This window comes from Cupriavidus sp. GA3-3 (assembly GCF_000389805.1).
In the GTDB taxonomy this organism is placed as follows: Bacteria; Pseudomonadota; Gammaproteobacteria; order Burkholderiales; family Burkholderiaceae; genus Cupriavidus; species Cupriavidus necator_D.
The window spans coordinates 24,464-51,230 of sequence record NZ_KB944478.1; the positions used below are offsets into that span (position 1 = coordinate 24,464).

At 67.4% G+C, this 26,767-nt stretch carries 23 protein-coding genes and 2 pseudogenes; 4 read left to right on the plus strand and 21 right to left on the minus strand.

The window, feature by feature from the left end:
- Positions 1-72: 72 nt before the first annotated feature.
- From C265_RS13900 to C265_RS13915, 4 genes and pseudogenes are all read right to left on the minus strand, one after another.
- Positions 73-327: a hypothetical protein gene (locus C265_RS13900; protein WP_010808930.1), complete on the minus strand. Its 255-nt coding sequence runs from the start codon at positions 325-327 to the stop codon at positions 73-75.
- Positions 328-523: 196 nt separating this feature from the next.
- A pseudogene (locus tag C265_RS13905) lies at positions 524-1,042 on the minus strand (phosphotransferase); the annotation flags it as partial.
- A pseudogene (locus C265_RS32195) lies at positions 1,012-1,104 on the minus strand (hypothetical protein); the annotation flags it as partial. The pseudogenes C265_RS32195 and C265_RS13905, both read right to left, overlap by 31 nt.
- A 145-nt stretch (positions 1,105-1,249) precedes the next feature.
- On the minus strand, positions 1,250-2,980 hold the full coding sequence (locus C265_RS13915) for a SulP family inorganic anion transporter (protein ID WP_010808932.1): 1,731 nt from the start codon (positions 2,978-2,980) through the stop codon (positions 1,250-1,252).
- Between the two features lie 292 nt (positions 2,981-3,272).
- Between C265_RS13915 and C265_RS13920 the strand changes: the two genes are divergently transcribed.
- Complete coding sequence (locus tag C265_RS13920) at positions 3,273-3,620, plus strand: hypothetical protein (protein ID WP_010808933.1); 348 nt, start codon at positions 3,273-3,275, stop codon at positions 3,618-3,620.
- Between the two features lie 85 nt (positions 3,621-3,705).
- Here the strand turns inward: C265_RS13920 and C265_RS13925 are convergent, their stop codons facing one another.
- On the minus strand, positions 3,706-7,209 hold the full coding sequence (locus C265_RS13925) for a pyruvate carboxylase (protein ID WP_037024380.1): 3,504 nt from the start codon (positions 7,207-7,209) through the stop codon (positions 3,706-3,708).
- Between the two features lie 200 nt (positions 7,210-7,409).
- On the opposite strand from C265_RS13925, the gene C265_RS32510 reads away from it, so the two are divergent.
- The gene (locus C265_RS32510; RefSeq protein WP_037024347.1) at positions 7,410-7,706 is read left to right on the plus strand and encodes a hypothetical protein; all 297 of its coding nucleotides are present in this window, start codon (positions 7,410-7,412) and stop codon (positions 7,704-7,706) included.
- A gap of 127 nt (positions 7,707-7,833) precedes the next feature.
- Here the strand turns inward: C265_RS32510 and C265_RS13935 are convergent, their stop codons facing one another.
- The 6 genes from C265_RS13935 to C265_RS13955 all read right to left on the minus strand — a co-directional run bounded on the left by C265_RS13935 (position 7,834) and on the right by C265_RS13955 (position 14,311).
- Positions 7,834-8,553, minus strand: a complete 720-nt coding sequence (locus C265_RS13935; RefSeq protein ID WP_010808936.1) for a hypothetical protein — start codon at positions 8,551-8,553, stop codon at positions 7,834-7,836.
- Positions 8,554-8,606: 53 nt separating this feature from the next.
- Positions 8,607-12,014, minus strand: a complete 3,408-nt coding sequence (locus C265_RS13940) for an EAL domain-containing protein (RefSeq protein ID WP_037024349.1) — start codon at positions 12,012-12,014, stop codon at positions 8,607-8,609.
- A 147-nt stretch (positions 12,015-12,161) separates the two neighbouring features.
- A complete protein-coding gene (locus C265_RS32515) occupies positions 12,162-12,326 on the minus strand; it encodes a hypothetical protein (RefSeq protein ID WP_010808938.1) in 165 nt (54 codons plus the stop codon).
- A gap of 23 nt (positions 12,327-12,349) precedes the next feature.
- Positions 12,350-12,790 carry a nuclear transport factor 2 family protein gene (locus tag C265_RS13945; RefSeq protein WP_010808939.1) on the minus strand — a complete coding sequence of 147 codons (441 nt, stop codon included), beginning with the start codon at positions 12,788-12,790 and terminating at the stop codon, positions 12,350-12,352.
- Positions 12,783-13,502 carry an ABC transporter ATP-binding protein gene (locus C265_RS13950; protein ID WP_010808940.1) on the minus strand — a complete coding sequence of 240 codons (720 nt, stop codon included), beginning with the start codon at positions 13,500-13,502 and terminating at the stop codon, positions 12,783-12,785. Before C265_RS13950 ends, C265_RS13945 begins: the two co-directional genes overlap by 8 nt.
- Before the next feature lie 2 nt (positions 13,503-13,504).
- Positions 13,505-14,311 (minus strand): ABC transporter ATP-binding protein, encoded by an 807-nt coding sequence (locus tag C265_RS13955; protein WP_010808941.1) that lies wholly within the window; start codon positions 14,309-14,311, stop codon positions 13,505-13,507.
- Between the two features lie 89 nt (positions 14,312-14,400).
- Between C265_RS13955 and C265_RS13960 the strand changes: the two genes are divergently transcribed.
- Entirely contained in the window at positions 14,401-15,543 is a 1,143-nt protein-coding gene (locus tag C265_RS13960) for a transposase (RefSeq protein WP_246840210.1), read from the plus strand.
- On the opposite strand, the gene C265_RS13965 is transcribed toward C265_RS13960, so the two are convergent.
- From C265_RS13965 to C265_RS14010, 10 genes are all read right to left on the minus strand, one after another.
- Entirely contained in the window at positions 15,464-16,411 is a 948-nt protein-coding gene (locus C265_RS13965) for a branched-chain amino acid ABC transporter permease (RefSeq protein ID WP_010808943.1), read from the minus strand. The two genes, C265_RS13960 and C265_RS13965, sit on opposite strands and share 80 nt — an antisense overlap.
- Before the next feature lie 2 nt (positions 16,412-16,413).
- Complete coding sequence (locus tag C265_RS13970; protein ID WP_010808944.1) at positions 16,414-17,301, minus strand: branched-chain amino acid ABC transporter permease; 888 nt, start codon at positions 17,299-17,301, stop codon at positions 16,414-16,416.
- Positions 17,302-17,330: 29 nt separating this feature from the next.
- Entirely contained in the window at positions 17,331-18,485 is a 1,155-nt protein-coding gene (locus tag C265_RS13975) for an ABC transporter substrate-binding protein (RefSeq protein ID WP_010808945.1), read from the minus strand.
- A 36-nt stretch (positions 18,486-18,521) separates the two neighbouring features.
- The gene (locus C265_RS13980) at positions 18,522-19,439 is read right to left on the minus strand and encodes an NAD(P)-dependent oxidoreductase (protein ID WP_010808946.1); all 918 of its coding nucleotides are present in this window, start codon (positions 19,437-19,439) and stop codon (positions 18,522-18,524) included.
- Between the two features lie 10 nt (positions 19,440-19,449).
- On the minus strand, positions 19,450-20,442 hold the full coding sequence (locus tag C265_RS13985; RefSeq protein WP_010808947.1) for a tripartite tricarboxylate transporter substrate binding protein: 993 nt from the start codon (positions 20,440-20,442) through the stop codon (positions 19,450-19,452).
- Between the two features lie 67 nt (positions 20,443-20,509).
- The gene (leuD, locus tag C265_RS13990) at positions 20,510-21,148 is read right to left on the minus strand and encodes a 3-isopropylmalate dehydratase small subunit (RefSeq protein ID WP_010808948.1); all 639 of its coding nucleotides are present in this window, start codon (positions 21,146-21,148) and stop codon (positions 20,510-20,512) included.
- Between the two features lie 21 nt (positions 21,149-21,169).
- The gene (gene leuC, locus C265_RS13995; RefSeq protein WP_010808949.1) at positions 21,170-22,585 is read right to left on the minus strand and encodes a 3-isopropylmalate dehydratase large subunit; all 1,416 of its coding nucleotides are present in this window, start codon (positions 22,583-22,585) and stop codon (positions 21,170-21,172) included.
- 37 nt (positions 22,586-22,622) lie between these two features.
- Positions 22,623-23,567: a hydroxymethylglutaryl-CoA lyase gene (locus C265_RS14000; protein WP_010808950.1), complete on the minus strand. Its 945-nt coding sequence runs from the start codon at positions 23,565-23,567 to the stop codon at positions 22,623-22,625.
- Positions 23,568-23,594: 27 nt separating this feature from the next.
- Positions 23,595-24,806 carry a CaiB/BaiF CoA-transferase family protein gene (locus tag C265_RS14005; protein WP_010808951.1) on the minus strand — a complete coding sequence of 404 codons (1,212 nt, stop codon included), beginning with the start codon at positions 24,804-24,806 and terminating at the stop codon, positions 23,595-23,597.
- A gap of 121 nt (positions 24,807-24,927) precedes the next feature.
- Positions 24,928-25,815, minus strand: coding sequence for a LysR family transcriptional regulator (locus C265_RS14010; RefSeq protein ID WP_010808952.1), 888 nt, complete (start codon positions 25,813-25,815; stop codon positions 24,928-24,930).
- 83 nt (positions 25,816-25,898) lie between these two features.
- Here C265_RS14010 and C265_RS14015 point away from each other — a divergent pair, with 83 nt between their 5' ends.
- The gene (locus C265_RS14015) at positions 25,899-26,753 is read left to right on the plus strand and encodes an IclR family transcriptional regulator C-terminal domain-containing protein (RefSeq protein ID WP_010808953.1); all 855 of its coding nucleotides are present in this window, start codon (positions 25,899-25,901) and stop codon (positions 26,751-26,753) included.
- Positions 26,754-26,767 lie beyond the last annotated feature (14 nt).

Genomic DNA, 26,767 nt, shown 5'->3' on the forward strand with positions numbered 1-26,767 from the left:
CGCCATGGCACGCCCCCAATCGGGCAAGCGCGGAAGCACCGGACCCACATGCCCGCCAGCCGCGGCAGCGGCCTATTCGAAGCGCTCGGTCAGCACCATCGCGTCCACCTTGCGCTGCTTCCAGAACAGGTGGTTGATGCGCGGCTGCAGCAGCCGCAGCGCGGCCCCATCGACCGAATTGAAATGCAGCGACACCGCCGGGCGGGTGCCGTCTCCCGGAACGCGCTCGATCTCATCGCAGGCCGGGAAGCCGTAACGACCGATGAACTCCTGGATTTCCTCGTCGGTTGTCGCCGTATCGATATTCACAAGCATCAGCACACTCATTGACGTCTCCTGAAGGCTCGGGATGCCAGACAGCCCGGTTCCGATGCGGCCCTTGAATCCGCGGGCCCATCTCCCCTTCCTATCTTTAAGTCAGGCCGGATCGGAAGGCAAACTTTGATTCCCGATAAGGAGTCCAGGGCAGATTCCGCCACCTGCGGCGGCTTCGATCCGGCTGGCGCCGGACCGTGCGCCGACACTAGCGCCCTGCCGCGCGGTAGCGCATCGCGAATTGCCACCCCAGTTCGGCCAGCGGCGCCGCCTTCCTGCCTGTCTCCACGGCATCCGCCGCGGCGGCGTTGCCGCTCCTGGCTCGCTGCCCGATGCCGTGCATGATCGCCGCGAGCCGGAAGAAGTTGTAGGCAAGATAGAAGTCCCAGTGCTCGAGCGCGTGCGTGCCGTTGGCCTCGCCGTACCAGCGCAGGTAGGTCGCCTCGTCGGGAATGCCCAGCGCCTGCAGGTCGAGCCCGCCGATACCGCGCCACAGGTCGGCCGGGATATGCCAGCTCATGCAGTGCTAGGCCAGGTCCGCCAGCGGGTGGCCGAGCGTGGACAGCTCCCAGTCGAGCACGCCGATGACGCGGGGCTCGGTGGGATGGAAGACGAGGTTGTCCATGCGGTAGTCGCCATGTACCACGCTGGTCTGCTCCGCGTCCGGGACGTACTGCGGCAGCCACTCTGCCAGCGCCGCCAGTCGGAGGCCTCGATCACCGCGCCCAGCCGCTTGGCGGTCGCAATGGCCTGCAGGCCGGCGACGCCGGCAAGAAGGGCAGCAGGTCGCTATGAGCCGGCCAGCCAGAGCTCTCCGGACCAGTTTGCGACGTTCATGGCGGCAGAGCAGAAGAAATGGGCGCTCGCCATCAAGCAGACCGGGTTCCGGCTGGAGTAGCCGGCGCGCGGCGCAACCAGCCTGGACCGTAACGGTTCAGGCTGGCTTGTCGACGTAGTCATCCACCGCACTGCCCACCGTGGGGTGGAAGTTCTTGTCGCCGATCGCTTCCATCAGCTCGAAGCGCTTGAGCTTGTCGCGCACCGGGTCCTTCATCTCGGCAAAATGCAGCGCGATGCCGCGCTCGCGCAGGATGCCGCTCAGTTCACGCAGCATGTCGGCCGAGGTGACGTCGACGCTGGTCACCGGTTCGGCCGCCACCACCACCCTGCGCACGGGTGTCGGCGATTCGTCGATCGCTTCCATCAGCCGCGCCTGGAACAGCTCGGCATTGGCGAAGAACAGCGGCGCATCCCAGCGGAACAGCAGCAGCCCGTCGATGCGCTCGGCATCCGGGTAGCGCTTGGTGTCGTGGTAGCCGCGCAGGCCCTCGACACGGCCGAGCACGGCATAGTGTGGCCGCCAGCCGTCCCAAAGGAATTCGATCACTGCAAGGACCACGGCCAGGATGATCCCCGGGATCGCCCCGAACACGGCAACCGCGGCAAAGCAGACCATCGACAGCCAGAACTCCCACTGCTGGATGCGGTAGATGCGCTTCAGGTCCGCGAACTCGAACAGGCCTATGGCCGCCGCGATCACCACCGCGGCCAGTGCGCTGTTTGGCAGGTACTGCAGCAGGTTGGGCGCGAACATCAGCAGCAGCGCCACGGCCAGTGCGCCCACGACTCCGGTGAGCTGGGTCTTCGCGCCCGCGGCTTCGGCCACCGGCGTACGGGACGCGCTGCTGCTGATCGGAAAGCCCTGGAAGAATCCCGCGGCCAGGTTGGCGGCGCCCAGGCCGACCATCTCCTGGTTCGGGTCGACCCGGGTGTTGGTGCGCGCGGCAAAGGTGCGCGACAGCACGCTGGTATCCGCGAACGAGATCAGCGCGACGGCAATGCCGCCCAGCAGGATCGCAACCAGGTCCGCGCCACTGACCCAGGGCACGACAAAGCCCGGCAGCCCTTGCGGGGTCTTGCCCAGCACTTTCACCCCGTTCTGGTCGAGATCGAACATGCTGACGGCCACCGTCGCGACGATCACGGCAATCAGGATGCCGGGCACGCGCTCGAAGCGCTTCAGCAACAGGATCAGCACCAGGCTGCCCGCGCCGACCGCAAAGCTGTACCAGTTGGTCTCGCCGCCCAGGATCGCCCGGCCGAGGCTGATCATCTCCCGCAGCGGGCCGGCGTCTTCGATCGAGATGGCGAACAGCTTGGGCAACTGGCTGACCAGCACGGTGAGCGCGATCCCGTTCATGTAGCCGTAGCGGATCGGCTTGGACAGCAATTCGGTAATGAACCCCAGCCGCAACAGCCCCATCACGATGCAGACCACGCCCGACACGATCGCCATCATGCTGGCCACCATGACCGCGCGCCCCGGATCGCCGCCGGAGACCTGCAACACCACCGCCAGGATTGGCGCCGCCAGCGCCGAATCCGGCCCCAGCACGAGGATCCGGCTCGGGCCAAGCAGGGCATACACCAGCAGCGGGACCATGGTGGCGTAGAGCCCGTAGACACCGGGCACGCCGGAGGCCTCGGCGTAGGCGATGCCGACCGGCACCAGCATGGTCGTGAGCACCAGACCGGCGGCGAGGTCTTTCGGCAGCCAGGCCGGCTGATAGTTCTTCAACACCAGCAGTCCCGGGAGCCAGCGCAACCATCCGGGTGCCTTGTCGACTTCGCGCTGCGCGGCGGGGGTCAGGTTCTGGGGCTGCATGGGTCGAGTTATGCCCTGGGCAGGCAAGGAGTATGCATCGACTATAGGAGGTCGCGCTTCGACAAATGTGCATCGAAGCAAAGAAAAAAGGATTTTGGATTGCGCTGGCGGCACCAGGCCGAGGCCCCCGCGAGCCGCTCCGATGCTGCATCGCAACACCTCCTCGTGCTGCCATGCTGCCTGCGCAGGTCTGCGCGCTGTCGACAACCATCAGGTTCTGACAATCCCGCGACGGGCACATATGATGGTTGTCTGGCGGGCATGCCCGTTATCCATCACCGGGGAGAGAACGATGCCGATATCCAAGAGATGCCTGGTAGCCGGCCTGGTGGCACTGGGTTGCGCCTCGGCGGCGCTGGCGCAGCGCGCATCGACCGAGGGTGCCGCGAGCGCCATATCGGATGCCGTTCAGGGCGGGACCAATCCGTATCGCCCCCCGTCGGCCGCCACCCAGGATCCCGAAGAGGCCGCACGCGCGAAGTGCGAGGAGCTGAAGGAGCAGTACAACGCCACATCAAAAAGGCGTTCGTACCATTCCGCCCCGGGCACGCAGAACGCGCAGGGCCGGACCATCCCCAAGATCGAACGCGACAAGACGCGCAAGCAACTGCAGCAGGCGTACCGCGACAATTGCACGTAGCCGGGATCTGTCTGAACGGCGTGGTGGAAGTGGCGGACGGTTCGCTGCAGGATGCAAATCGGAGCCTGCGCCCTGCCGGCCAACGTCAGCCCTTCAGTTCGATCAGCAGATCCTTCGCCGCCACGCGATCCCCCTGCTGAACATGGACTGCGGCGATCTCGCAGTCCCGCTCCGCCGCGATATGGGTTTCCATCTTCATCGCCTCCAGCGCCAGCAGCGTCGTGCCCGCGGCCACGCGCTGCCCCGGCTGCACCGCCACCGTCACGATCGAGCCCGGCATGGGCGCGGCGACATGCAGCGGATTGTCGGGTTCGGCAACCGGACGGCCATGGCGCGCTGCCGCCGCTTGCGTGGTGCTGCGCTGCTCGACCAGCGTGGTGCGCGACTGCCCGTTCAGCTCGAACTGGACCTTGATGACACCCTCTTCGGCATCGGGGTGCGTGCCTTGCAGCGAGACCAGCAGGGTCTTGCCGGCAGCGATGTCGATCGCCACTTCTTCCTGCGGCTGCAGGCCGTACAGGTATGCCGGCGTGGGTATCACCGAGGTGTCGCTGTAGTTGCGCACATGCGCGTGGTACTCGCCGGCCTGCTTCGGGTACATCAGGTACGAAGCCAGCTGGCGGTCGTCGAGCGGCTGCTCGCACGCCGCTTCGGCCGCGGCGCGCGCCGCGTCGAGGTCGACCGGCGGGATCTGGTCGCCGGGCCGGTACGGCACGGGCGGCTCGCCGCGCAGCACCTTGCGCGACAGTTCCGCGGGGAAGCCGTCCGGCGGAAAGCCCAGCTCGCCCTTGAACAGCGACACCACCGATTCAGGGAAGGCAGTCTCCCTGGCGGGATCGCACACATCGGCGGCGCTCAGGTCGTTGGCCACCATCATCAAGGCCAGGTCGCCGACCACCTTGGACGTCGGCGTCACCTTGACGATGTCGCCGAACATCTGGTTGACCTCGGCATAGGCCCGCGACACCTCGGTCCAGCGATGCTCGATGCCGAGCGAGCGCGCCTGCTCGCGCAGGTTGGTGTACTGGCCGCCGGGCATCTCGTGGCGGTACACGTCGGCGGTGCCGGCGCGGATTTCGGATTCGAACGGCGCGTAGTAGCGGCGCACCCCTTCCCAGTACATCGACGCCTCGTGCAGGCGCTCCAGGCTGAGGCCGGGATCACGCTCGCTGCCGGCCAGGGCCGCGGCGATGCTCGACAGGTTGGGTTGCGAGGTCAGCCCGCTCATGGCGTCGAGCGCGCCGTCGACCGCATCGCAGCCGGCCTCGATCGCGGCCAGCGCCGAAGCGGCCGAGATGCCGCTGGTATCGTGGGTATGGAAATGCACCGGCAGCCCGGTCTCTTCCTTGAGCGCCCTGACCAGTGCCGCCGCGGCCTGCGGACGGCAGATGCCGGCCATGTCCTTGATGCCCAGCACGTGCACGCCGGCCTGCTTCAGCTCGCGCGCGATGCCTACGTAGTACTTCAGGTCGTATTTGGCGCGCGACTTGTCGAACAGGTCGCCGGTATAGCAGATCGCGCCTTCGCACAGCGCGCCGCTCTCGCCGACAGCATCGATCGCCACGCGCATGTTGCGCACCCAGTTCAGTGAATCGAACACGCGGAACACATCCACGCCGGCGCTGGCCGCCTGGCGCACGAAGAAACGCACCACGTTGTCCGCATAATTGGTGTAACCAACCGCGTTGGAGCCGCGCAGCAGCATCTGGAACAGCACGTTGGGAACGCGCTCGCGCAGTTGCTCAAGGCGCTGCCACGGGTCTTCCTTGAGGAAGCGCAGCGCCACGTCGAAGGTGGCGCCGCCCCAGCACTCCAGCGAGAACAGCTGCGGCAGTTCGCGCGCATAGAACGGCGCGATCGGCAGCATGTCGGCGGTGCGCATGCGCGTGGCGAACAGCGACTGGTGCGCGTCGCGCATGGTGGTATCGGTCAGCAGCACCTGCTTCTGCTCCAGCATCCAGCGCGAGAACTTCTCCGCGCCCAGCTCGCGCAGCCGGTCGCGCGTACCGTAGGGCAGCGCGCCGCTGGTGTCGAAGGCGGGCAGCACCGGTGCGGGCAGCGGCAGCGATGGCAGCGTGCGGCCGCTCATCTCCGGGTGCCCGTTGACGCTGACCTCGCCCAGGTAGCGCAGCAGCTTGGTGGCGCGGTCCAGGCGCTTGGTGAACGCCAGCAGTTCCGGCGTCAGGTCGATAAAGCGCGTGGTGACGTCGCCGGACCGGAACGCGGGATGGTTGATGACGTTCTCGAGGAACTGCAGGTTGGACGCGACGCCGCGGATGCGGAACTCGCGCAGCGCGCGGTCCATGCGCCGGATCGATTCGGGCGCGGTCGGCGCCCAGGTGGTGACCTTGACCAGCAGCGAATCGTAGTACGGCGTGATCACCGCGCCGCCGTAGGCGGTGCCGGCGTCCAGGCGCACGCCGAAGCCGGCCGCGCTGCGGTAGGCAGTGAGGCGGCCGTAGTCCGGCAGGAACCCGTTCTCCGGGTCCTCGGTGGTGATCCGGCATTGCAGCGCGTGACCGTTGAGCGAAATCGCTTCCTGCACCGGCACGCCCGCGGCGCGCACGACGATCTCGCCGTTCTCATTGCGCGTGTTCTCGGTCATGCCGAGATGGCCGCCTTCGGTCACGCGGATCTGCGCCTTGACGATATCGATCCCGGTGACCATCTCCGTGACCGTGTGCTCGACCTGGATGCGCGGATTGACCTCGATGAAGTAGAACTGGCCGGAGTCGGCATCCATCAGGAACTCGACCGTACCGGCATGCGTGTAGCCGACCGCGCGCATCAGCCGCAGGGCCGATTCGCACAGCGCGGCCCGGCCGGCATCGTCGAGGTATGGCGCGGGCGCCCGCTCCACCACCTTCTGGTTGCGCCGCTGCACGGTACAGTCGCGCTCATAGAGATGCACGAGGTTGCCGTGCGTGTCGCCGAGCACCTGCACTTCGACATGGCGCGCGTTGCGCACCAGCTTCTCGACATACACCTCGTCGTTGCCGAACGCAGCCAGCGCCTCGCGCCGCGCCGCGGCGAGCGCCCCCTCAAGGTCCTGCTCGCGTTCCAGGACCCGCATGCCGCGTCCGCCGCCGCCCCAGCTTGCCTTGAGCATCAGCGGATAGCCGATGCCGGCGGCGAGGCGCTTGCACGTGTCCAGGTCATGCGGCAGCGGATCGGTTGCCGGCATCACCGGCACGCCCGCGTCGATCGCCGCGTTGCGCGCCGCCACCTTGTTGCCAAGCTTGCGCATGACCTCGGGCGACGGGCCGATCCAGCGGATACCCGCGTCGATCACGGCCTGCGCGAAGTCCGGGTTCTCTGAAAGGAAGCCATAGCCCGGATGAATGGCGTCGACCTTCGCCTGCCTGGCAATGCGCAGGATATCGTCGATGTCGAGGTAAGCCGCCAGTGGCTTCTTGCCCTCGCCGACCAGGTAGCTCTCATCGGCCTTGAAGCGATGGAGCGCGAGCCGGTCTTCCTTCGAATAGATTGCCACCGTGCGCACGTTCATCTCGGCGGCCGCGCGCATCACGCGGATCGCGATCTCGGAACGGTTGGCAATCAGCAGGGAGCGGATAGGGGCGTAGTCCATGGGATGCAGGGAAGCGAACCAGCCGCGCGCAACCGCCACGGCAGGATCAGGTGATCGGGGATGCAGCACGGGCGCAAGGCTTGCCCGGGCTGCTAGTCGTATTGGGCAAATGGGACGTGCGAGTCCATCCAGTCATAGTGCGCCGATGCAGCGGCCCACGCCCAGTTGGCCCGCTTTGGCGACTGCTGGTCCCGATCGCCATGCTCGCTTCGGTTCTGGCCGGCAAGTGGCTGATCGCCGTCCCCGGCAAGCTCGCGGCTGTGCGCGCGGGCTCCGATTCTTCCGTAGTACATCGTGATGCCTTCCTCATCAAGACCAGGTTCGCCTGCCCACGACGCAGCGCGATGCAGGGCGACGGCAGGTTTGCAGGCACGATGAAATACGCGCCCGTCCCGTCCTGCTGCCGCAAGAACCGGGCCACGGCCGGTTCATGCACCATCCCTTTGATTTGGCAGAAGATTTTCTTCCGAGGCAGGCCTAACGAATTTCAGAAATGAAATTTTTCATTTCATGGGTGCCGCGGCCAATGCGCGATGCAGCACCTGTGCCTCGCGGCAACCGGGAGGGCCGGCGTGGGCAACGTGGCCAGGCTGACGACGCCCGCCCGGCCACGAATGCAGGCCTTCAGCAGGCCGCGGCCTGGGGCGAAGCCAGTGCGCAGTATGCGGGGGCGCCGGCCGTGGCAATGCGGGCGCAGTACGCCGGCTCTTCCGCCCTGGCGATACGTGCGCAATACGCGGGCTCTTCCGCCCTGGCCATGCGCGCGCAGTACGCAGGTTCGTCCGTCCTGGCGATGCGTGCACAGTACGCGGCCTCTTCCGCCTTGGCCATGCGTGCGCAGTACGCGGCCTCTTCCGCCTTGGCCATGCGTGCGCAGTACGCCGGTGCCTCCGTCCTGGCAATGCGTGCGCAGTACGCGGGCTCGTCGGCCGCTGCCCGGGCACAATATGCGGCAGACGTCAGCGGGCTGCCGAATTCGCGCATGCTCAGCGCATCGCTCGCAGCGGCCATTTGCAGGAGGCGGGCCTCGTCCTCCGGACCGTCGATGCCAACGTAGGGGTCATGGTGAAGGACATAGCCGAAGATGCGCTCGCAATCGCTCGCATAGCGCCTGGTGTCCAGGATGTGGGCATGCCAGAAGGCATCCACCTGCTCGCTGGGGACGGCGGGCGTGTCCGGATGCTTCGCCGCCAGCTTGAGGAATTGCCGGTAGCCGCTCTCCGCCTGCTCCAGCGATTCCGGCGACCAATGCGCATGCTTCTGATGCAGCAGCTTGGCCTTCATCCTGGAAAAGTCCAGGGCGTCGATGGCCTGCCACATGATTTCAATAGTACGGTCCTGCATGATCTAGCTCCCTGTTATTGGACTGCTTAAGCACGCACCGGACTGACGGGCAGTCAGGCGCGCATCGGTTGCGGTCCATGCTCGAGAGCGGGACCGTTCTCCATGCGGCTGGCCAGGAAGGCAGTGATCTTCGCCGGCGGCAGCGGATGGCTGAAGTAGTAGCCCTGCACTTCGTCGCAGCCTTCGCGGCGCAGGAACTCGAGTTGCACCTCGTTTTCCACGCCTTCGGCGACCACTTCGAGGCCAAGCCGGTGGCCAAGGCCGATCACCGCGCTGGTAATCTGCGTGTCGCTGCGGCTTTCCGGTATGTAGCGGACGAAGCTGCCGTCGATCTTGACCGTATCGATCGGGAAGCGGCTCAGGTAGGCGAGCGAGGAGTAGCCAGTGCCGAAGTCGTCGATCGCCAGCCGGACACCGGTGCGCTTCAGGCGCGAGAGCCAGCTGGACGCCTGTTCGGCATCGCGCATGACCATGCTCTCGGTGAGTTCAAGCTCCAGCAGGTTGCCGGGCAGCCCGGCTTGCCGCAGGGCATCGATGATGGTCAGCCTGAGCGACTTGTCGGCGAACTGCCGTGCCGAAAGATTGACTGAAACACGCACCGGCGGCAGTCCCTGCGCGCGCCATGCGGCATTCTGCCGGCACGCTTCGCGCAGGGCCCAGGCACCGATCTCGACAATGGCGCCGCTCTGCTCCGCGAAGGGAATGAAATCTCCGGGCATGACCAGGCCGAGTTCCGGGTGGCGCCAGCGGATCAGTGCCTCGACCGCCGTGCACGCTCCCGACGCGAGCGCAATGCGCGGCTGGTAGTAGAGGATGAATTCGTCCTGCTCGAGCGCGCGGTGCAGGTGCGACTCCATGTCGATGCGCCGCTGCAGCGACGCGCTCATGCCCCGGCAGTAGAACTGGTAGCCGTTCTTGCCGAGCTGCTTGGCACCATACATGGCCAGGTCGGCATGCTTGAGCAGGGTCTGCCAGTCGCTGCCGTCCTCGGGGAAGGAACTGATGCCGATGCTTGCCGTCATGCGCAGTTCCGACTCGTTGACGACGAAGCCTGGCGCGAGCGCAGCCTGGATCCGGGCAATGGTCCGGTCCAGGATCGTCGAATCGCCCTTGGGGTCCAGCAGCACGACGAATTCATCGCCGCCGAAGCGGGTGATCAGCTCCACCTCCTCCAGGCTGCCGCGCAACCGGTCGGCCATCTCGCGCAGCACGATGTCGCCGGCATTGTGGCCGATGGTGTCGTTCACGACCTTGAATTCGTCCAGGTCCACGAAGATGACATGCAGGGCCTGGCCGCTGGCGCGGGCACGGGTCAGCGCCTGCTCGAACTCGGCCTTGAACATGAGGCGGTTGGGCAGCCCGGTAAGGGCATCGTGATTGGCGATGAAGCGCAGGTTTTCCTCGGCCTGGCGCCGCAGCAGGAAGTGCCCGGTCTGATTGGCAATGCCGCTCGCCATCGCGAGCGCATGCGTATCGGGGCTGCGCTTGCTGCGGGAATAGAGTTCGACCACGCCGAGGCTCACGTGGCCCCGGCTCAGCGGGAAGGCGAACACCGTCCGGATACCGCCCGCGTCGAGCCACCTGGCTTGCGGATGCCGGGCCATCGCGCTGCGGCTTGCATACCATTGCGGCGCCGGCAAGACCGCGGCGCCGGCCGGCCCTGCAGGGCGCTCGGCGAGCCACGGCTGCAGCGTCTTGACGCGGGCCAGGTAGACCGGCGGCAGCTTCAGCCCCTGGCTGTCATCGCCCGGCCAGAAGGCACCGGCCTCCCAGTCCATGCCTTCGAGCAGCGTGTGGACAATCCCCTCCAACACCTCGATCTCGCTGGTGGCGGTGGCCAGGTGCAGGGCAATCTGGTGTTCCTGCGTCCTAGCCTGCTCGGCGGACCTGCGCTGGCTGATGTCCTGCGCGGTGCCCCGCAGCACTGCGCTGTCCGCCGCTCCATGCGCGTGGCCGATCAGGTGCAGCCAGCCCCGGCGTCCGCGCCGCGACCGGTACGGGCACTCGAACTCGAACGGCTGGCGATCCTGCAGGGCTGTCCGCATCCTTTCCCGCAGCACGGCGCGATGGCCGGCGTCGATCGCCTGGAACAGCGCTTCCGGAGTCGGCTTGTCGCCGCGCAAGCCTAGCAGGCGCGCCATTTCCTGGGAAAAGTGCGCGATGTCCTGGTCCAGGTCGATGCGCCAGTCGCCCAGGTGGGCAATCTGCTGCGCCTCGGCAAGCGCGGCCTGGCTGTCGCGCAGGCTGTGCGTCATCTGGTCGGCCACGGCCACGGCGCGCGCGCGCGAACTCGACAACGCGTAGGCCAGCCACCCCAGCAGCACGCTGATGATCAGGCCGGAAATCACCACCAGCCCCGGCAGGTAGCGCTGCGGACCACTGATGGCCTTGGCATCGGCAGCAAACGCAATCACCCAGCGCCGTCCGCCGAAATTCCGCACCACGCTCTTGGCCAGGTCATGCTGGCCCGGGGCCGCCTGGGCGTCCGCCAGTGCGGTCGCGCCATGCGCGGCACTGGCGTGGACGGTGCTGCCGCCAGCAACCCGGCTGCGTTCCCTGGCCGCCAGGCCGGTCACGCTGTCATAGAGCAGGTTGGCTGCAGAGAGCGGAACCGCCGCCTGCGCGAAGTCTCCGGCATCATGCACGCGGAACCGGATCCGGCGCAGGTTCTCATTGCTGACCAGGTCCTTCAGCAGGTCGTCCACCCGGATCCCCGCGCCAACCGAGCCGACATAGGCGCGCCGGCGCGCTTCCACGGAATCCAGGTCGGGCACCTTGCGGTACACCGGCAGGCGCAGCGCGATGCCCACATGCGGGTTCTTTGCCTCGCTGAAGATCAGGCGCCCGCTGCTGACTGGCTGCCCGGTATCGCGCGCGCGTTCCAGCGCGGCCAGGCGGCGTGGCTCGGCGCCCATGTCGATGCCGATCGACGCCAGGTTGAGGGCGAGCGGTTCGACATAGGTCAGCACGAAATGCCCCGGCCGCTGGCCGGGAGGGCGGACGTTGAACGTCACGCCGGCCTCGCGCAGGATCGGATCGCTGCGCTGCCGGGCGACAAAGGCGTCGATCTCGGCCGCCGGCACGTAGGGCGCGTAGTTCAGCGTCTGGAAACCGGGATAGCGCTGCGGCAGGTTCAAGCCGCTGACGAAATCGCGAAACTCGCCGCGCGAGACATGGTCGCTGGCGCCGAACAGCGCCTGCATGGTCACCAGAACATCGGTATAGAGGCGGATCCGTGTATCGATCTGCTGGATCACGTCGCCGGTATCGTTCTCAAAACGCAGGCGGACGTCCTTCTCAAGCAGGTCGGTGCAGAACGCATAGACGACAGCCGTCGTCATCACGCCAAGCAGCAAGGTGCCCGCGGTGATGGTGCGCGACCCAAGGCGTCCAAGCGGGCGCAGCGCGCGCGCAAGCGTCTGGCGCAAGATTGTTTCCCCCCGGATGTCGATGGCAACCATGCGGCTGAACGGCCGTCACCAACGACTGATGCTAATAGTGCACTTATTGGCTGGGGTTCTATGCGAAACCCACGCTCTTATATGTCTTAACAATCTATAACAAGCGGCGAAAAACGGGCCCTGATTTTCGCGGCGCAAACCCCCAACTTAAGTGGGGTGGCAGTTCTGCGAGATATGGAGATGAACATTCAGGTTCAGCCCCAGGGTGGCAAGTGTCGCGCTGCGGTGCGCGTCATGGCTTGCCAGCCGGCGCGGCAGCGCGTCGGCATGGTCCGGGCAATGGATGATGAAGTACGTGTCGTCCGGGTCCATCGGTGCTGCTCCGCATGCTGCCGTCAAGAGGCTACGGGCACGGGCGGCGCGCTCGCGGCCGGCATCGGCGTCGAGGCCCAGGCCAGCATCTGCCACGTGCCCTGATGGCGCCTCCACACGCTGAGAAAGCGGTTGTCGAGCGTGCGCTCCGTCCCGTCGACCACGGCCCTGAGCAGGGCCTTGCCCTGCATCACGGCCATGTCGCCGTAGACCGCCTGCCCCACCTCCGCCAGGCTCGCTTGCAGGTAGCGCACCCGCCCGCTGCGGATCGAGCCAAGGTACTCCGCCTTGCTCTCGCGCAATGCCGAGGAGTGCGTATAGGAAAGCTCGTCGGCCAGCAGGGCATCGAGCGCAGCCAGGTCGCCGGACAGCATGGCGCGATAGCGCGCCTGATCGGCTTGCGTGAGTGCGGCAAGGTCCGCGGGTTCGCCCAATGCCATCGTCGTGGTCTCCAGGTCAGCCATGAAGGTAAGCCTTCACCAGGGTCTTGTCGTTCAGCAGCGCCTGCCATTCGCCGCGCCGGACTTCATGGATCACGCGCCCCACTGACAGCACGTAGGCGCGATCCGTCATGTCCGCGGCGATCGCCACGCTTTGTTCGACCAGCAAGATGCTCAGCCCGCGCGCGCGCAGCTGGTTCAGCACCGCCAGGATCTCCTTGACGATGCGGGGCGCCAGGCCGGTGGTGAGTTCATCCATGATCAGCAGGTCGGGCTGGAGCAACAGCGCGCGCGCGATCGCCACCATCTGCTGCTGCCCCCCGGACAGCAGCCCGACCGCGCTGTCGGCACGTTCGCGCAGCAGCGCAAACAGATCGCATACATCGTCATAGGTGTAGCGCAGCGCGCCGCCGCGGGCGCGCTTGCCGGCCTGCTCGGCCAGGCGCAGGTTGTCGCGCACCGACAGCTCGGCAAACAGGTTGCGGTTTTCCAGCACTACGCCGATGCCATGCCTGAAGCGGCGATGCCCGGGGACATGGCCGATCTCCGCCCCGTCCTTGACGATGCTGCCGGCCATCGGCCGGATCAGGCCGGCCAGCGTGCGCACCAGCGCGGTCTTGCCGGCGCCGTTGGCGCCCACCACCGCCACCGCCTCGCCCGGCGCGACCGTCATGTCGACATCGTGCAGCACCGGCACCGCGCCGTAACCGGCGCGCAGGCCTTTCACGTTCAGCATGGTCAGACTCCCAGATAGGCTTCACGCACGCGCGGATCGGCCTGCACCTCGTGCAGCGCCCCGCTGGCGATGATTTCACCGTAATAGAGGACATGGGCCGTACCGCAGATCGTCATCAGCCCCATGTCGTGCGAGACCAGCAGGATGGTCATGCCCTCCTGGTGCAGGCGCACGATCCATGCGCGCAGCAGTTCGATCTCTTCGCTGTTCAGCCCCGACGACGGCTCGTCCAGCAACAGCAGTTCCGGATTGCCGATGCAGGCACGCGCCAGTTCGACGATGCGCCGCTGGCCCGCCGGGAGGGTGCCGGCCCGGTGCTGCAGCAAGCGCTCCAGCCCGAATTTGCCGGCGCATGCCAGCGCGGCGTCGTGCATGGCCGCCAGCTCGCGGCGCGACGCCGGCGTGCGCAGCATCGCCTGCAGCACGCCAGCGTGGGTGGCCTTGTGGCAGCCTGCCATCAGGTTCTCGAGCACGGTCATGTGCTCGAACACCTGTGGCGTCTGGAAGGTGCGCACCAGGCCGGCGCGGCTGCGCTGCTGGACGGTGTCGGCGGTGATGTCCCGCCCCGCCAGCGACACCTTGCCCCCCTTCGGGCGCAGAAAGCCGGAGACGATATTGAAGCAGGTGGTCTTGCCGCTGCCGTTCGGACCGATCAGGCCGACGATATGGCCGGCCGGCACGTCGAAGCTGACATTGCGCAGCACCTCCAGCCCGCCGAAGCTGTGCGCGACCGCGTCGAGGCGCAGTAATGCCTGCGCCGGGCGCACGGCTTGTGGCGCCGCGCCAAAAGCAGGAACGGGATGGTTCATCAGACTTGCTCCGAAAAACCTCGCCCTTCAGGGCGGGGAGTGAAAGGAGTGCTGCCGGCAGCAAGCAATCCCAAATTAGAATGACCGGCATGCCTCTGGTCTATCGCTACCGGGTGAAGTCGCTGAACGGCCTGCTCAATCAGCAGAGCCGCGCGGTGAACTACGTCTGGAACTTCTGCAATGACACGCAGAAGCACGCGCTCAAATGGGGCAAGAAGTGGCCCACGGGTTTCGATCTGAACGTGCTGACGACCGGCAGCAGCAAGGAACTCCGTATCCATTCCGGCACAATCAACGCGGTTTGCGAGCAGTACGCCAAGTCGCGTAGCCAGCACCGCCGGCCGTGCCTGCGCTATCGCGGCCGCAAGTCGCTCGGTTGGGCACCGCTCAAGGGCCGGGATCTCAAGCGCTCGGGCGACGGATTCCGCTTTGCCGGCAACACGTTTCGCGTGTTCAGCTTCCGCCCCCTTCCCGAGGGCAAGATCAAGGACGGCACCAATTTCTCCCGCGATGCGCGAGGCAACTGGTTCCTGAACATCGTGATTGAAGTTGCCGACACCCAGGCCCGCCCCCCGGAACGCGGCGTCGGCATCGATCTTGGCTTGAAGGACCTTGCCCCGCTGTCCACCGGCGAAAAGGTCGAGAATCCGCGCCACCTTGGCCGACTCGAGCAAGCGCTGGCCAAGGCGCAGCGTGCGCGCAAGAAACGACAGGCCACGAACCTCGACGCGCGCATCAAAAATGGGCGGCGTGACTTTCTGCACAAGCTCTCGCATCGCATCGTGCGGGACTTCGACTACATCGCGGTGGGGAATGTGAACGCCGCCGGCCTCGCCAAGACCAGCGTGGCGAAGTCCGTCCTCGATGCGGGCTGGTCGTCCTTCCGCACAATGCTCGCGTACAAGGCGATTGTGCATGGCGCGTGGTACGAGGAAGTCGACGAACGTTTCACCACCCAGGTTTGTTCTTCGTGCGACGCGATGCCGCCGGAGACGCCGAAAGGTATCGCAGACCTTGGAATAAGGCAGTGGGTATGCAGTGGATGCGGTGCTGTACATGATCGCGATGTGAACGCTGCGCTAAATGTCCTTGCCCGATCGGGACATCGATCGCCTGCAGAGGGAATCTCCTCCCTTTCGGGAGGGGAGGATGTCAACTTGCCGCCTTCAGTCCGCGCATGCGCTGCAGCGCACCAGCGATGCCGCCCGTCATCCCGCCGGGCATCAGCGTGACCACCAGCACCAGCACCGCGCCGAACAGCACCTGGTGGAAATCCCCCAACCCGCTCAGCAGTTCCGGCACGAGCGAGACGAACAGCGCACCAAGGATCACGCCATAGGTGGAGCGGGCACCCGCCACCACCGGCACCAGCAGAAACACGATGGAGCGCTCCACCGTAAAGCTCTGCACGCTGACGAACGACACATAGTGGGCAAACAAGGTCCCGGCCAGCGAGCCCAGCATGGCCGACAGCACGAACATCGAGGTCTTCAGCCGGTGCATGTCCACGCCCAGCACCTGCGCCGCCGGCGCGGCATCACGCATCGCCCGCATGGCCAGGCCCGGGCGGCCCTTGACCAGGTTGTCGACCAGCCACAGCAGCACCGCGAGCAGCGGCCAGACGAAGTAGTAGTAGCGCTCCGGGGTGTCCAGCACATAGCCGAACCAGGACAGCTTGGGAATGCCGCCGATTCCCAGCGTGCCGCCGGTCAGCCAGTCCCACTCGAAGAACAGCACGTTGGCGATGCTTCCCACCGCCAGCGTCGCCAGCGCCAGGAAGAAGCCGCCCAGGCGCAGCACCGGCACGCCGATGGCCGCAGCCAGCGCGGCGCTAATGACGAGTCCGGCGGCCGCACCGGCCAACGCCGGCCAGCCCAGCGCCGTGGTGCAGTACGCCGAGGCGTATGCGCCGATGCCGTAGAACGAGGCCTGCGCCAGATTGACGATGCCGCACTGCCCCAGCAGCAGGCCCACGCCGAGGCCGCCCACGGCCAGGATGGCGGCGAAGTTGAGCAGGTCGACGTGGTGCCGCGACAGCAGCTGCCCGGCCGCCACCCACAGCAACACGCCAGCCAGGATGAACGCGCGTGACGGGTTCATGGTTATCCTCCCTTGCGCCCGGCCCGGCCCAGCACGCCGTTGGGCAGCAGAATCATGATGACGATCAGGATCGACAGCGCGATCACGTCGCGATAGCCAGACGGGAAACCCACCACCGCCAGCGATTCCGCCAGGCCGAGCAGCAGGCCTCCCGCCACGGCCCCGAGCGGATTGCCCAGGCCGCCGAGAATGGCCGCGGCAAAGCCCTTCAGCGTGAGGCCGATGCCCATCTGGTAGTTCATCGACAGCAGCGGCGTGACCAGCACGCCGGCGATCGCGCCGAACCCGCCGCCGAGCAGGAACGTGTACGTGCGCATGCGGCGCACGTTGATGCCGGTGGTGGTGGCGCCATCCGGATCGAGCGAGGCAGCGGTCATGGCCAGGCCCGCCAGGGTCCTGGTGTAGAACAGGCGCAGCGCACCGACCAGCAGCACCGCAATGCCGGTCAGCGCCAGCGCATGCACGGGCGTGGTAGCGCCGAACAGCTCCACCACCCCCTCCCCGCCGAGCGCCGGCAGCAGGTGCGAATCCCGGCCGCCGAAGTAGAGCGCCGCGGCCGACAGCGCAAAGGCCAGGCCAATGGTCAGCAGCAGGAAGCTCTCTTCGCCGGCGCCGCGGCGCAGCATCGGCCGCACGAACAGCACGTCGATGGCCAGGCCGCTGACGGCACCGGCGGCAATGCCGCCGGCAATCGCCAACGCATATGGCAGGCCCAGCGCCTTCAGCGCGAACACCGCCACCAGCGCGCCGATCACCGCGAACTCGCCCTGCATCGCATTGACGATGCGCGTGCCCTTGAAGATGATGGCCATGCCCACGCCGATCAGCGCGTAGACAAAGCCATTGGTGATCCCGGACAGGATCGCCTGGAATACGAGGGTAGTGGACATACCAGCTCCTTTCCCGCGAGCGTCGCAGGCTATGGTTTGGCCTTGTAGGGCAGCCGCTCGAACCGGCCCTTCTGCAGCTTCGAGTACGTGAAGCCGGCCAGCGTCATGCCGCCCATGTCGGGCGCGGCGAAGTCGTAGCCGCTGGTGACGCCCTGGTAAGGCCGGCGCAACGCGCTGCACAGCTTGTCGCCCGGCGCATCGGCACCGGCCGCCTTCAGGCCTGCGGCCAGGGCCATGACCGCATCCCAGCCCACCGCCGAGAAATGCTTGGGCAGCTTGCCGTACTCCTTGCGGAAGGCCTCGACGAATTCCTTCTGTCCCGGCAGCGGGTCTTCGGACACGATGAACTCGGGATGGATGATGTTGTCCGCGGCCTCGCCCATGGCCTTGACGGTCTCGTAGGTAGCCGTGCCATGCACGGAGATGATGGGAACGCCGACCTTCAGCTGGCGCACGTTGCGGAACGGCGCGGGCGAGGTCGAGATGACGATGATGGCATCCGGCGTGGCCGCCTTGATCTTGGCCGCCTGCGTGGTGACATCGGTGGCGGCGATCTCGAACTTCTCCACCTGTATGAAGCTGACGCCGTACTCGCGATCCAGCGTCTTCAGGCTGGTCCATACCACCTGCCCGTAGCCCGAGTCATGCAGCACGCCGACGCGCTTCAGGCCGTTGTCGCGCGCATAGGCCAGCACGGCACGCGCGTTGAGCTCCTGCGACGGCGTCAGGTGGAACACGCAATGGCGTTCGCGCTCCACCGCGGGCCCCAGTCCCGAGAACGAGAACAGTGGCACCTTCTGCGCCTGTGTGATGCCGCCGATGGCAACCGTCTGGGCAATGCCCGATGGCCCGACGATGGCGCGAACCTTGTGCGTATGGAGCAGCGCGTTCGCCTTGGCGACGGCGGAATCCGGGCTGGAGCCGTCGTCTTCGACAATCATTTCCAGCGGCCGCCCGCCAATACCCCCACGGGCATTGACGACCTTCTGCGCCAGCAGCGCGCCTTCGCGCTCGGCCTGGCCCACGGCGGCAAGGCCGCCGGTGATCGAGAACAGGCCGCCGATGCGGACCGGTTCGGCGCCGGGCTTGCCCTGGGCCAGCACCGGCGGCATCGCCAGGACCAGGGCAAGCCCGGCGGCGGCAAACAGGGCGCGTGGCGCCCGGGTGATCGGGTTGTGGTTCATGTCTCCGTCCTTGTTGTAGGTATCGGGTTGGCCCGATTACACTGCGCCGGGCACGCCTGCCCACTCGAGCACATCGGCCAGCGCGGCGATGTCGAGATGGCCCTGCCGGCGCTGCTGCATCAGCGCCAGGTATTGCCGCACCAGCGACGACATCGGCAGCGCGACCGCGTTGTCGCGGGCCACCGCCAATGCCAGGTCGAGGTCCTTCACCACCAGCGAGATCGGGCCGACGGCGGCGTAGTCGCGCTGCTTGAGCTGCTCTGCCTTGGTGCGGTAGTGGGCGCTGCCGACGATGCTGTCGTTGATCGCATCGACCATCAGCGCGCGGTCCAGCCCGGCGCGCGCGCCGAAGGCCAGCCCTTCGCCGATCACCGCGGTGCTCATGAACACCATCATGTTGATCATCAGCTTGATGACGCGGGCCTCGTCCGCGCCGCCCACGTATGACTGGCGCGCGGTCAGGCACGCGAGGACGGGCTGCACCGCGTCGAAGGCCGGCCGCGGCCCGGACACGAAACAGCTCAGCTGCGCGCTCGCCGCCAGCGATACCGTGCCCGACACCGGCGCGCGCAGAAAAGCGGCGCCGCGCCGCGCGAGCGCGGCAGCCACCTCTGCCGAGGCATCGGGCGAGACCGTGCTCATGTCGACAAAGACCTTGTCCGCCGTCGCGGCGCCGGCAACGCCGCCGGAGGCCAGGAACAGGTCGCGCAGCCCGCCATCGTCGAAGATCGTTGAGAACACCACATCGGATTCCGCCACCAGTGCCTGCGCAGACGGCGCCACCGCGGCCCCCGCAGCGGCCACCGCCTCGCACTGCGCCGGCATGCGGTCAAAGACCGCGAGCCGGTAGCCGGCTTTCAGCAGGTTCAGGCACATCGGCCGGCCCATGGCGCCAACGCCGATCCATCCAAGCCGCGGTGATTGCACCGTGTGTGCGTTGCTTGTGTTGGTCATGGCCCGTCCCCTACTCGACCCTGACGCCGGACAGCTCGACCAGCTTGCGCGTCTGGCGGGTCTGCGTCTCGATGTACTGCGAGAACTGCGCCGGGCTCAGCTTCATCGGCACCATCCCCTGCGCGGCGAAGTGCTTCTCGACGAAGTCCTTGTCGTCCAGGATCTCGCGGATGGTGGCGTTCAGCTTGTCGACCACCGCGCGCGGCACCTTGGCCGGGGCCAGCACGCCGTAGACGGCCGAGATGTCCATGTCCTTGTAGCCGGCCTCGGCAAAGGTGGGCACCTGCGGCAGCGCGCGCGTGCGCTTGTCGCCGCTGACGGCGAGCACCTTGAGTTTCTTTGCCGCAACAAAGCTCTGGATCGTCGGCAGCGCCGGGAAGGTCATCAGGATCTGGCCGCCGACGACGTCTGCCACCGCCGGCGCCGAGCCCTTGTACGGCACGTGGACCAGGTCGGTGCCGGCCAGCTTGTTGAACAGCGCGCCCATCAGGTGCGGCTGGCTGCCGCTGCCGAACGAGCCGTAGCTGAGGGCTTGCGGACGGCCCTTGGCATATGCGGCCAGGTCCTTGACGCTGTCCACCGGCAGGCTGCCCGAGACGGCCATGACGAGCGGCACGTAGCCGATCGTCGCCACCGGGGCAAAGTCGCGCGCGACGTTGTACGACACCGACGGCAGCACCACCGGGTTGAGCACGAAGGTGGCATCGTTGGTCAGCAGCAGCGTGTAGCCGTCGGGCTGCGCCTTGGCCACCGCGTCGGCGCCGATCACGGTATTGGCGCCGCTCTTGTTTTCCACCACCACCGGCTGGCCCAGCTTCTCGGACATGCGCTGCGCCAGTTGCCTGGCGATGATGTCGGTGGTTCCGCCCGGTGCGTAAGGCACCACCATGCGGATCGGCTGCGCGGGATAGGTCTGCGCCAGTGCGGCGCCCGTGCCTGCCAGGCAGGCCAGGCCGAAGGCTGCGGCACGCAGCGCGTGGGTCGTATGAAATTGCCAGGACATAGGGTCTCCATCCATTGTCTGTGTCGACGGTGCCGGCTCGGACGGCCGGCTGCCGTCAGGGGATCATTCAGTCAAAGAGCCAGGGCTCCAATTGCCGCCGCGCCTGCTCGTAATCCCGGATCTGCCCGGCATGGCGCAGCGCCAGCGCGATATCGTCCAGGCCGTTCAGCAGGCAGTGCTGCTTGAACGGATCCAGCGTGAAGGCAATGGCCTCGCGCGACGGCGTCACCACCTGCAGCGCGGCCAGGTCCACCTGCAGCCGGTAGCCCGGCGTGGCCGCGATCTCGGCGAACAGGCGCTCGACCACGTCCGGCGCCGCCACGATCGGCAGCAGGCCGTTCTTCAGGCAGTTGTTGTAGAAGATGTCGGCAAAGCTGGGCGCGATCAGCGCGCGCAGGCCGAAGTCCTCCAGCGCCCACGGCGCATGCTCGCGCGATGAGCCGCAACCGAAGTTCTCGCGCGCCAGCAGGATCGAGGCGCCGCGGTAGCGCGGCTGGTTCAGCACGAAATCCGGGTTGAGGGGCCGGCTGCTGCAGTCCTGCCCGGGCTCGCCGTGGTCCAGGTAGCGCCAGTCGTCGAACAGGTAGGGGCCGAAGCCGCTGCGTCGGATCGACTTCAGGAACTGCTTGGGCAGGATGGCGTCGGTATCGACATTGGCTCGGTCCAGCGGCGCCACCAGGCCATCCAGGGTGGTAAAGGCTCTCATTGCTCGGTTTCCTCCGGTGGTCTACAGCGAGCGCACATCGATGAAGTGGCCCGCCACCGCGGCTGCGGCCGCCATCTGCGGGCTGACCAGGTGGGTGCGCCCGCCCGGCCCCTGCCTGCCTTCGAAGTTGCGGTTGGAAGTGGAAGCGCAGCGTTCGCCGGCCGCCAGGCGGTCATCGTTCATGCCCAGGCACATCGAGCAGCCCGGTTCGCGCCATTCGAAGCCGGCGGCGATGAACACCTGGTCCAGCCCCTCGGCCTCGGCCTGCGACTTGACCAGCCCGGAGCCCGGTACCACCAGCGCCTGCCTGATGCGCGGCGAGACATGGCGCCCGCGCAGCACCGCCGCCGCGGCGCGCAGGTCTTCCAGGCGCGCATTGGTGCATGAGCCGATGAATACCTTGTCCAGCGCGACCGCCTCGATCGGCGTATTCGGCAGCAGGCCCATGTAGTCCAGCGCCTGCTCGATGCTCTTGCGCCGCACCGGGTCGCGCTCGTCGCGCGGATCGGGAATGCGCTCGCCGACGGCCACCACCATTTCCGGCGAGGTGCCCCAGGTCACGTGCGGGCGGATCGCGGTGGCATCCAGCTCCACCACGGCATCGAAGGCGGCGCCCGGATCGCTGCGCAGCGTGCGCCAGTAGCCGGTGGCGGCGTCCCACATCGCACCGGCCGGTGCTTGCGGGCGGCCGTCCAGGTAGGCCAGCGTGGTTTCATCCACCGCCACCATGCCGGCGCGCGCGCCCGCTTCGATCGCCATGTTGCACACGGTCATGCGCGCCTCCATGCTGAGGCCGCGGATCGTGCTGCCGGCAAACTCGATCACGTGGCCGGTGGCGCCGGCGGTGCCGATGCGGCCGATCAGCGCCAGCGCGATGTCCTTGGCGGACACGCCACGGGGCAGCTCGCCGTCCACCCGCACCAGCATCGACCTGGGCTTCTTCATCCACAGGCATTGCGCGGCCAGCACCTGCTCCACTTCGGAGGTGCCGATGCCGAACGCAAACGCTGCGAACGCGCCGTGTGTTGACGTGTGCGAGTCGCCGCAGGCAATGCTCATGCCGGGCAAGGTGGCGCCGCGCTCCGGACCGACCACGTGCAGGATGCCCTGGCGCGGATCGTCCATGCCGAAGTTGACGATGCCGGTGTCTGCGCAGTTCTGGTCCAGGGCCTCGACCTGCGCGCGGCTGACGGGATCGGCAATGCCCAGCTTGCGCGCGGTGGTCGGCACGTTGTGGTCGGCCGTTGCCAGCACGGAAGCGGCGCGCCACACCTTGCGCGCGTTCAGGCGCAGGCCTTCGAAGGCCTGCGGGCTGGTCACCTCGTTGACCAGGTGGCGGTCGATATAGATCAGCGCGGGTCCGTCCGGCTCCTGGTGGATCACGTGGCTGGCCCAGAGCTTGTCGAGCAGGCTCGCCGGGCGGTCGGGTTCAGTCATGGGGGTCTCTCCTTGTATTTCTCGTGGCGGACGCGGGTTACCTTGCGCCCACCCACTCAGGCACCGGATGCAGCTCGGTGGTCTTGCCGGCCTTGACCACCTGCCCGGAAATATCGTGTCCGACCAGCGCCGGCAGCTCGCGCGCCGCGCCGAGCAGCCGGTCCAGGTCGACACCGGTGTCGATGCCGGAAGACTCCAGCATGTGCACCAGGTCTTCCGTGCAGATGTTGCCGGTCGCGCCCGGCGCAAAGGGGCAGCCGCCCAGCCCGCCCAGCGACGCATCGAAACTGTCCACGCCCGCCGCCAGGCCGGCCAGCACATTGGCCAGGCCCATGCCGCGCGTGTTGTGGAAATGCAGGGTCAGCGGCACGCCCGGGAACCAGCGCAGGAACGCCTCGACCAGCTTGCTCACCTGGCGCGGGTCGGCCATGCCGGTGGTATCGGCCAGCGTGATGCTGTCCATGCCCAGTTCCAGGTAGCGGCCCGCGGCCCACTTCACCCGTTCCGGCGCGATCTCGCCTTCGAACGGGCAGCCGAACGCGGTCGCCACGCAGCCGCTGACGGCCAGCTCGGCCGACTGCGCCAGCTGCATCACGCCGCGGAACTGCTCCAGCGACTGGTCGCAGGTCATGCGCATGTTGGCCAGGTTGTGCGTCTCGCTGGCGGACATCACCAGGTTGATCTCGTCGAGGTCGCACTCCAGTGCGCGCTCGCAGCCGCGCGCATTGGGCACCAGCGCGGTGTAGACCACGTCCCGTTGGCGGCGGATGCCTTTCGCGACCGCCTCTGCATCGCGCAGGTTCGGGATCGCCTTGGGCGAGACAAACGAGGTGATCTCGATCCTGGCCAGGCCGCTTTCCGAGAGGCGGTCGATCAGCGCGATCTTCTGTTCGGTGGGGACGAATTCCGGCTCGATCTGGAAGCCGTCGCGCACGGACACTTCATTGATGCGCACGCGCCGGGGGGTGTTAGGAAGCCACATGGTTCTTTCCTTTTCGTTGGGGCGGGCTCAGACCACGCCGGCGGCGCGCAGCGCGCGCAGCTCGTCGCCGGCAATGCCGATGCCCGCCAGGATCTCTTCGGTGTGCTGGCCCAGTTCGGGGCCGATCCACCTGGTGCGCCCCGGGGTCCCGCTGAGCTTGGGCACGATGCCGGACAGCTCCACCGGCGAGCCATCCGGCAACTGGTGCGGCTCGATCATGTCGCGCGCGCGGTAGTGCGCGTCGCTGCTGATCTCCGCTGCGGTGTAGATCTTTCCGCAGGGCACGGCCGCGGCTTCCAGCGTTGCCAGCACTGTGTCGAGGTCATGCGCGGAGGTCCACGCGGTGATGGCGTCGTCGAGCATGGCGTTGTGCTGCACGCGCCCGTCGTTGTGCGCCAGGCGCGGGTCCTGGCCCAGGTCGTCGCGGCCGATGGCGGCCATGAAGCGCCGGAAGATGGCGTCGCCGTTGCCGGCAATGATCACGTACTGGCCATCCTGGCACGGATACGTATTCGACGGCGAGATGCCCGGCAGGCTGGCGCCCGAACGCTCGCGCACATGGCCGAACTTGGCGTACTCCGGCACCAGGCTCTCCATCACGGCAAAGACCGACTCATAGAGCGCCACGTCGACAAACTGCCCTTCGCCCTGGTTGGCGCGCAGGTGGTGCATGGCCAGCAAGGCGCCGATGACGCCATACAGCGATGCCAGCGTGTCGCCGATGCTCACGCCCGAGCGCACCGGCGGCCGGTCGGGATAGCCGCTGACATAGCGCAGCCCGCCCATCGATTCCGCAATCGCGGCAAAGCCGGGGCGGTCCTTGTAGGGTCCGGTCTGGCCGTAGCCGGAGATGCGCACCATGACCAGCGCGGGGTTCACCTTGCGCAGGTCCTCCCAGCCCAGGCCCCATTTCTCGAGCGTGCCGGGGCGGAAGTTCTCGATCACGATATCGGCTTCGGTGACCAGCTTGCGCACGATCTCCTGGCCCTGCGCCGAACGCAGGTCCAGCGTCAGCGACTTCTTGTTGCGGCTCTGGCTATACCACCAGAGCGAGGTGCCTTCATACAGCTTGCGCCACTTGCGCAGCGGGTCGCCGTCCTTGGGCGATTCGATCTTCAGCACTTCGGCGCCGAACTGCGCGAGCAGTCCGCCCGCATACGGGCCTGCGATCAGCGAGCCGAGTTCGATCACGCGGACGCCCTGCAGCGGCATCGTTCCGTTGTTCGCTTCGTTAGCCATGGCGGTTTGCTGCTCCTGTGGATACGGTGGTCTGTGATGCAAGATTGGAAGAACCCGCGCGCGCGGTAAAGCAACCATTGGCGAGCCCGCCATCGCGAAAAACGATGGCAGCGCTGGCGCGCTATTCATCCTCGCGCAGCCGGTCCACCAGCAGCCGCGCCACCGCGGACAGGCCCTCATACGCACGCACGCCGATCACCAGCTGGCGCGCGGCCCACGCTTCATCGAGCGCGACGGTGCGGATGCCAAGGGTCTGCTGGTAAGGCCCGGCACTGGACCTGGGCAGGATTCCCAGGCCCAGTCCCGCCTGCACCATCAGGCACAGCGCGTCGTAGCCGGGCACGTGGATGCGCGGCTTGAACACGCGGCCGGCCTCGCTGGCAGCCTTGGCCAGCTGCAGGTGGATCTGGCTGCCTGCGTGCAGGCTGACGAAGTCGTAGTCGAAGGCCTCGCGGATGGTCACCGAGTGCCGCCCGGCCAGCGGATGCGCGCCGGGCACCACCACGACCAGTTCGTCGCGCCGGTAGGGGAACGTCTCCAGCTCCGCACCCACCGCGCCCGCGGTGAAGATGCCGATGTCCGCGGCGTTCTCGGCCACCGCGCGCACGATGGCGGTGCTGACGCGCTCTTCCAGGTGCACGTCGATCAGCGGGTACTCGGCCAGGAACGACTTGAGCTGCGCCGGCAGGAACTGCGTGATGGCCGAGATATTGGCCATCACCCTCACCTGCCCGCGCAAGCCGCCGCCGTAGTCGCGCATGCGCACCAGGATGTCATCGAGGTTGTGCAGCACGCCGCGCGCCAGGTGCGCCAGCTCCATCCCGGCCATGGTCGGCTGCACGCCCTTGTTGCTGCGCATCAGCAAGGCCGTGCCCAGCCCCTGCTCCAGTTCGCTCACGCGCTTGCTGACCGCGGCCGCGGCAAGGTGCGCGTGCTCCGCCGCCGCGGCGATGGAGCCGGTTTCGGCCACGGCGACAAACAGGCGCAGCGAAGTGGGGTCGAGTCTCATGATGCGATGTCTCCCGGATCCGGTGGCCTGCGATGGCCCCGGCCCTTGTGTTGCATGCGGTCCGTTGCGGCTAAAATACGGCCATGACCTCCGCCGCCAAACCGTCCGCCCCCGTCGACAACGACGCTCCGCCGAAGCTCGAGGAAGGCCACCGCGACTACGTCGCGGCGCTGGCGCGGGGCCTTGCGGTGATCCAGGCCTTTACCGAGACCACGCCGGAACTGACGCTGAGCGAAGTGGCGCAGGCCACCGGCATGACGCCCGCGACCGCGCGCCGCGCGCTGCTGACGCTGCAGGCGCTGGGCTATATCGGCGCCAACGGCCGCCGCTTCGTGCTGCTGCCCAAGGTGCTGTCGCTGGGCGCCGCCTTCCTCAGCTCGATGAACCTGCGCGACATCGTGCAGCCGTTCCTGCAGGAGGTGGCCGAGCGCTTCCGCGATTCGGTCTCGCTTGCCATCCTCGACGGCGACAGCGTGGTCTACCTGGCGCATGTGCCCAGCCGCCGGCGCATCGCCTTCCGGGCTTCGGTGGGTTACCGGCTGCCGGTCCATTGCACCTCCCTTGGCCTGGCCTTGCTGGCGCACGCGCCCAAGGCCCAGCAGAACAAGATCCTCGACAAGGCGCCATTCCAGAAATTCACCCCGCTGACACTCAGCGATGCCGACGCGCTGCGCGCGGCGCTGGCACGCGCGCTCGAGCAGGGCTATGCCATCCAGGACAGCCAGCTGGAGCTGGGCGTGCTGTCGATCGCCGTGCCGGTGCGTGACCCGCAACAGCGCGTGATCGCCGCCATCAACTGCTCCACCGAAACCGAGCGCACCAGCCCGGACGAACTGGTCGCCACCCGGCTGCCGGCGCTGCGCGAAGCCGCCGCGTCGATCGAGGCGGCGATCCGGCGCGCACCGGCGCTGGCGCACTCCATTACCGCCGCCTCCTGAGCGGCCTCGCGCGC

Excerpts from the sequence above, each read along its gene's own strand:
- C265_RS13925 (WP_037024380.1), bottom strand. The coding sequence starts at position 7,209 with ATGGACTACGCCCCTATCCGCTCCCTGCTGATTGCCAACCGTTCCGAG.
- C265_RS13950 (WP_010808940.1), bottom strand. The coding sequence starts at position 13,502 with ATGCTGAACGTGAAAGGCCTGCGCGCCGGTTACGGCGCGGTGCCGGTG.
- C265_RS14005 (WP_010808951.1), bottom strand. The coding sequence starts at position 24,806 with ATGGCTAACGAAGCGAACAACGGAACGATGCCGCTGCAGGGCGTCCGC.
- C265_RS13985 (WP_010808947.1), bottom strand. The coding sequence starts at position 20,442 with ATGTCCTGGCAATTTCATACGACCCACGCGCTGCGTGCCGCAGCCTTC.
- C265_RS13980 (WP_010808946.1), bottom strand. The coding sequence starts at position 19,439 with ATGACCAACACAAGCAACGCACACACGGTGCAATCACCGCGGCTTGGA.
- C265_RS32510 (WP_037024347.1), top strand. The coding sequence starts at position 7,410 with ATGCTCGCTTCGGTTCTGGCCGGCAAGTGGCTGATCGCCGTCCCCGGC.
- C265_RS32515 (WP_010808938.1), bottom strand. The coding sequence starts at position 12,326 with ATGGACCCGGACGACACGTACTTCATCATCCATTGCCCGGACCATGCC.
- C265_RS13955 (WP_010808941.1), bottom strand. The coding sequence starts at position 14,311 with ATGAACCATCCCGTTCCTGCTTTTGGCGCGGCGCCACAAGCCGTGCGC.
- C265_RS13975 (WP_010808945.1), bottom strand. The coding sequence starts at position 18,485 with ATGAACCACAACCCGATCACCCGGGCGCCACGCGCCCTGTTTGCCGCC.
- C265_RS13940 (WP_037024349.1), bottom strand. The coding sequence starts at position 12,014 with ATGGTTGCCATCGACATCCGGGGGGAAACAATCTTGCGCCAGACGCTT.
- C265_RS14015 (WP_010808953.1), top strand. The coding sequence starts at position 25,899 with ATGACCTCCGCCGCCAAACCGTCCGCCCCCGTCGACAACGACGCTCCG.
- C265_RS14000 (WP_010808950.1), bottom strand. The coding sequence starts at position 23,567 with ATGTGGCTTCCTAACACCCCCCGGCGCGTGCGCATCAATGAAGTGTCC.
- C265_RS13945 (WP_010808939.1), bottom strand. The coding sequence starts at position 12,790 with ATGGCTGACCTGGAGACCACGACGATGGCATTGGGCGAACCCGCGGAC.
- C265_RS13900 (WP_010808930.1), bottom strand. The coding sequence starts at position 327 with ATGAGTGTGCTGATGCTTGTGAATATCGATACGGCGACAACCGACGAG.
- C265_RS14010 (WP_010808952.1), bottom strand. The coding sequence starts at position 25,815 with ATGAGACTCGACCCCACTTCGCTGCGCCTGTTTGTCGCCGTGGCCGAA.
- C265_RS13960 (WP_246840210.1), top strand. The coding sequence starts at position 14,401 with ATGCCTCTGGTCTATCGCTACCGGGTGAAGTCGCTGAACGGCCTGCTC.
- leuD (WP_010808948.1), bottom strand. The coding sequence starts at position 21,148 with ATGAGAGCCTTTACCACCCTGGATGGCCTGGTGGCGCCGCTGGACCGA.
- leuC (WP_010808949.1), bottom strand. The coding sequence starts at position 22,585 with ATGACTGAACCCGACCGCCCGGCGAGCCTGCTCGACAAGCTCTGGGCC.
- C265_RS13935 (WP_010808936.1), bottom strand. The coding sequence starts at position 8,553 with ATGCAGGACCGTACTATTGAAATCATGTGGCAGGCCATCGACGCCCTG.
- C265_RS13970 (WP_010808944.1), bottom strand. The coding sequence starts at position 17,301 with ATGTCCACTACCCTCGTATTCCAGGCGATCCTGTCCGGGATCACCAAT.
- C265_RS13915 (WP_010808932.1), bottom strand. The coding sequence starts at position 2,980 with ATGCAGCCCCAGAACCTGACCCCCGCCGCGCAGCGCGAAGTCGACAAG.
- C265_RS13965 (WP_010808943.1), bottom strand. The coding sequence starts at position 16,411 with ATGAACCCGTCACGCGCGTTCATCCTGGCTGGCGTGTTGCTGTGGGTG.
- C265_RS13920 (WP_010808933.1), top strand. The coding sequence starts at position 3,273 with ATGCCGATATCCAAGAGATGCCTGGTAGCCGGCCTGGTGGCACTGGGT.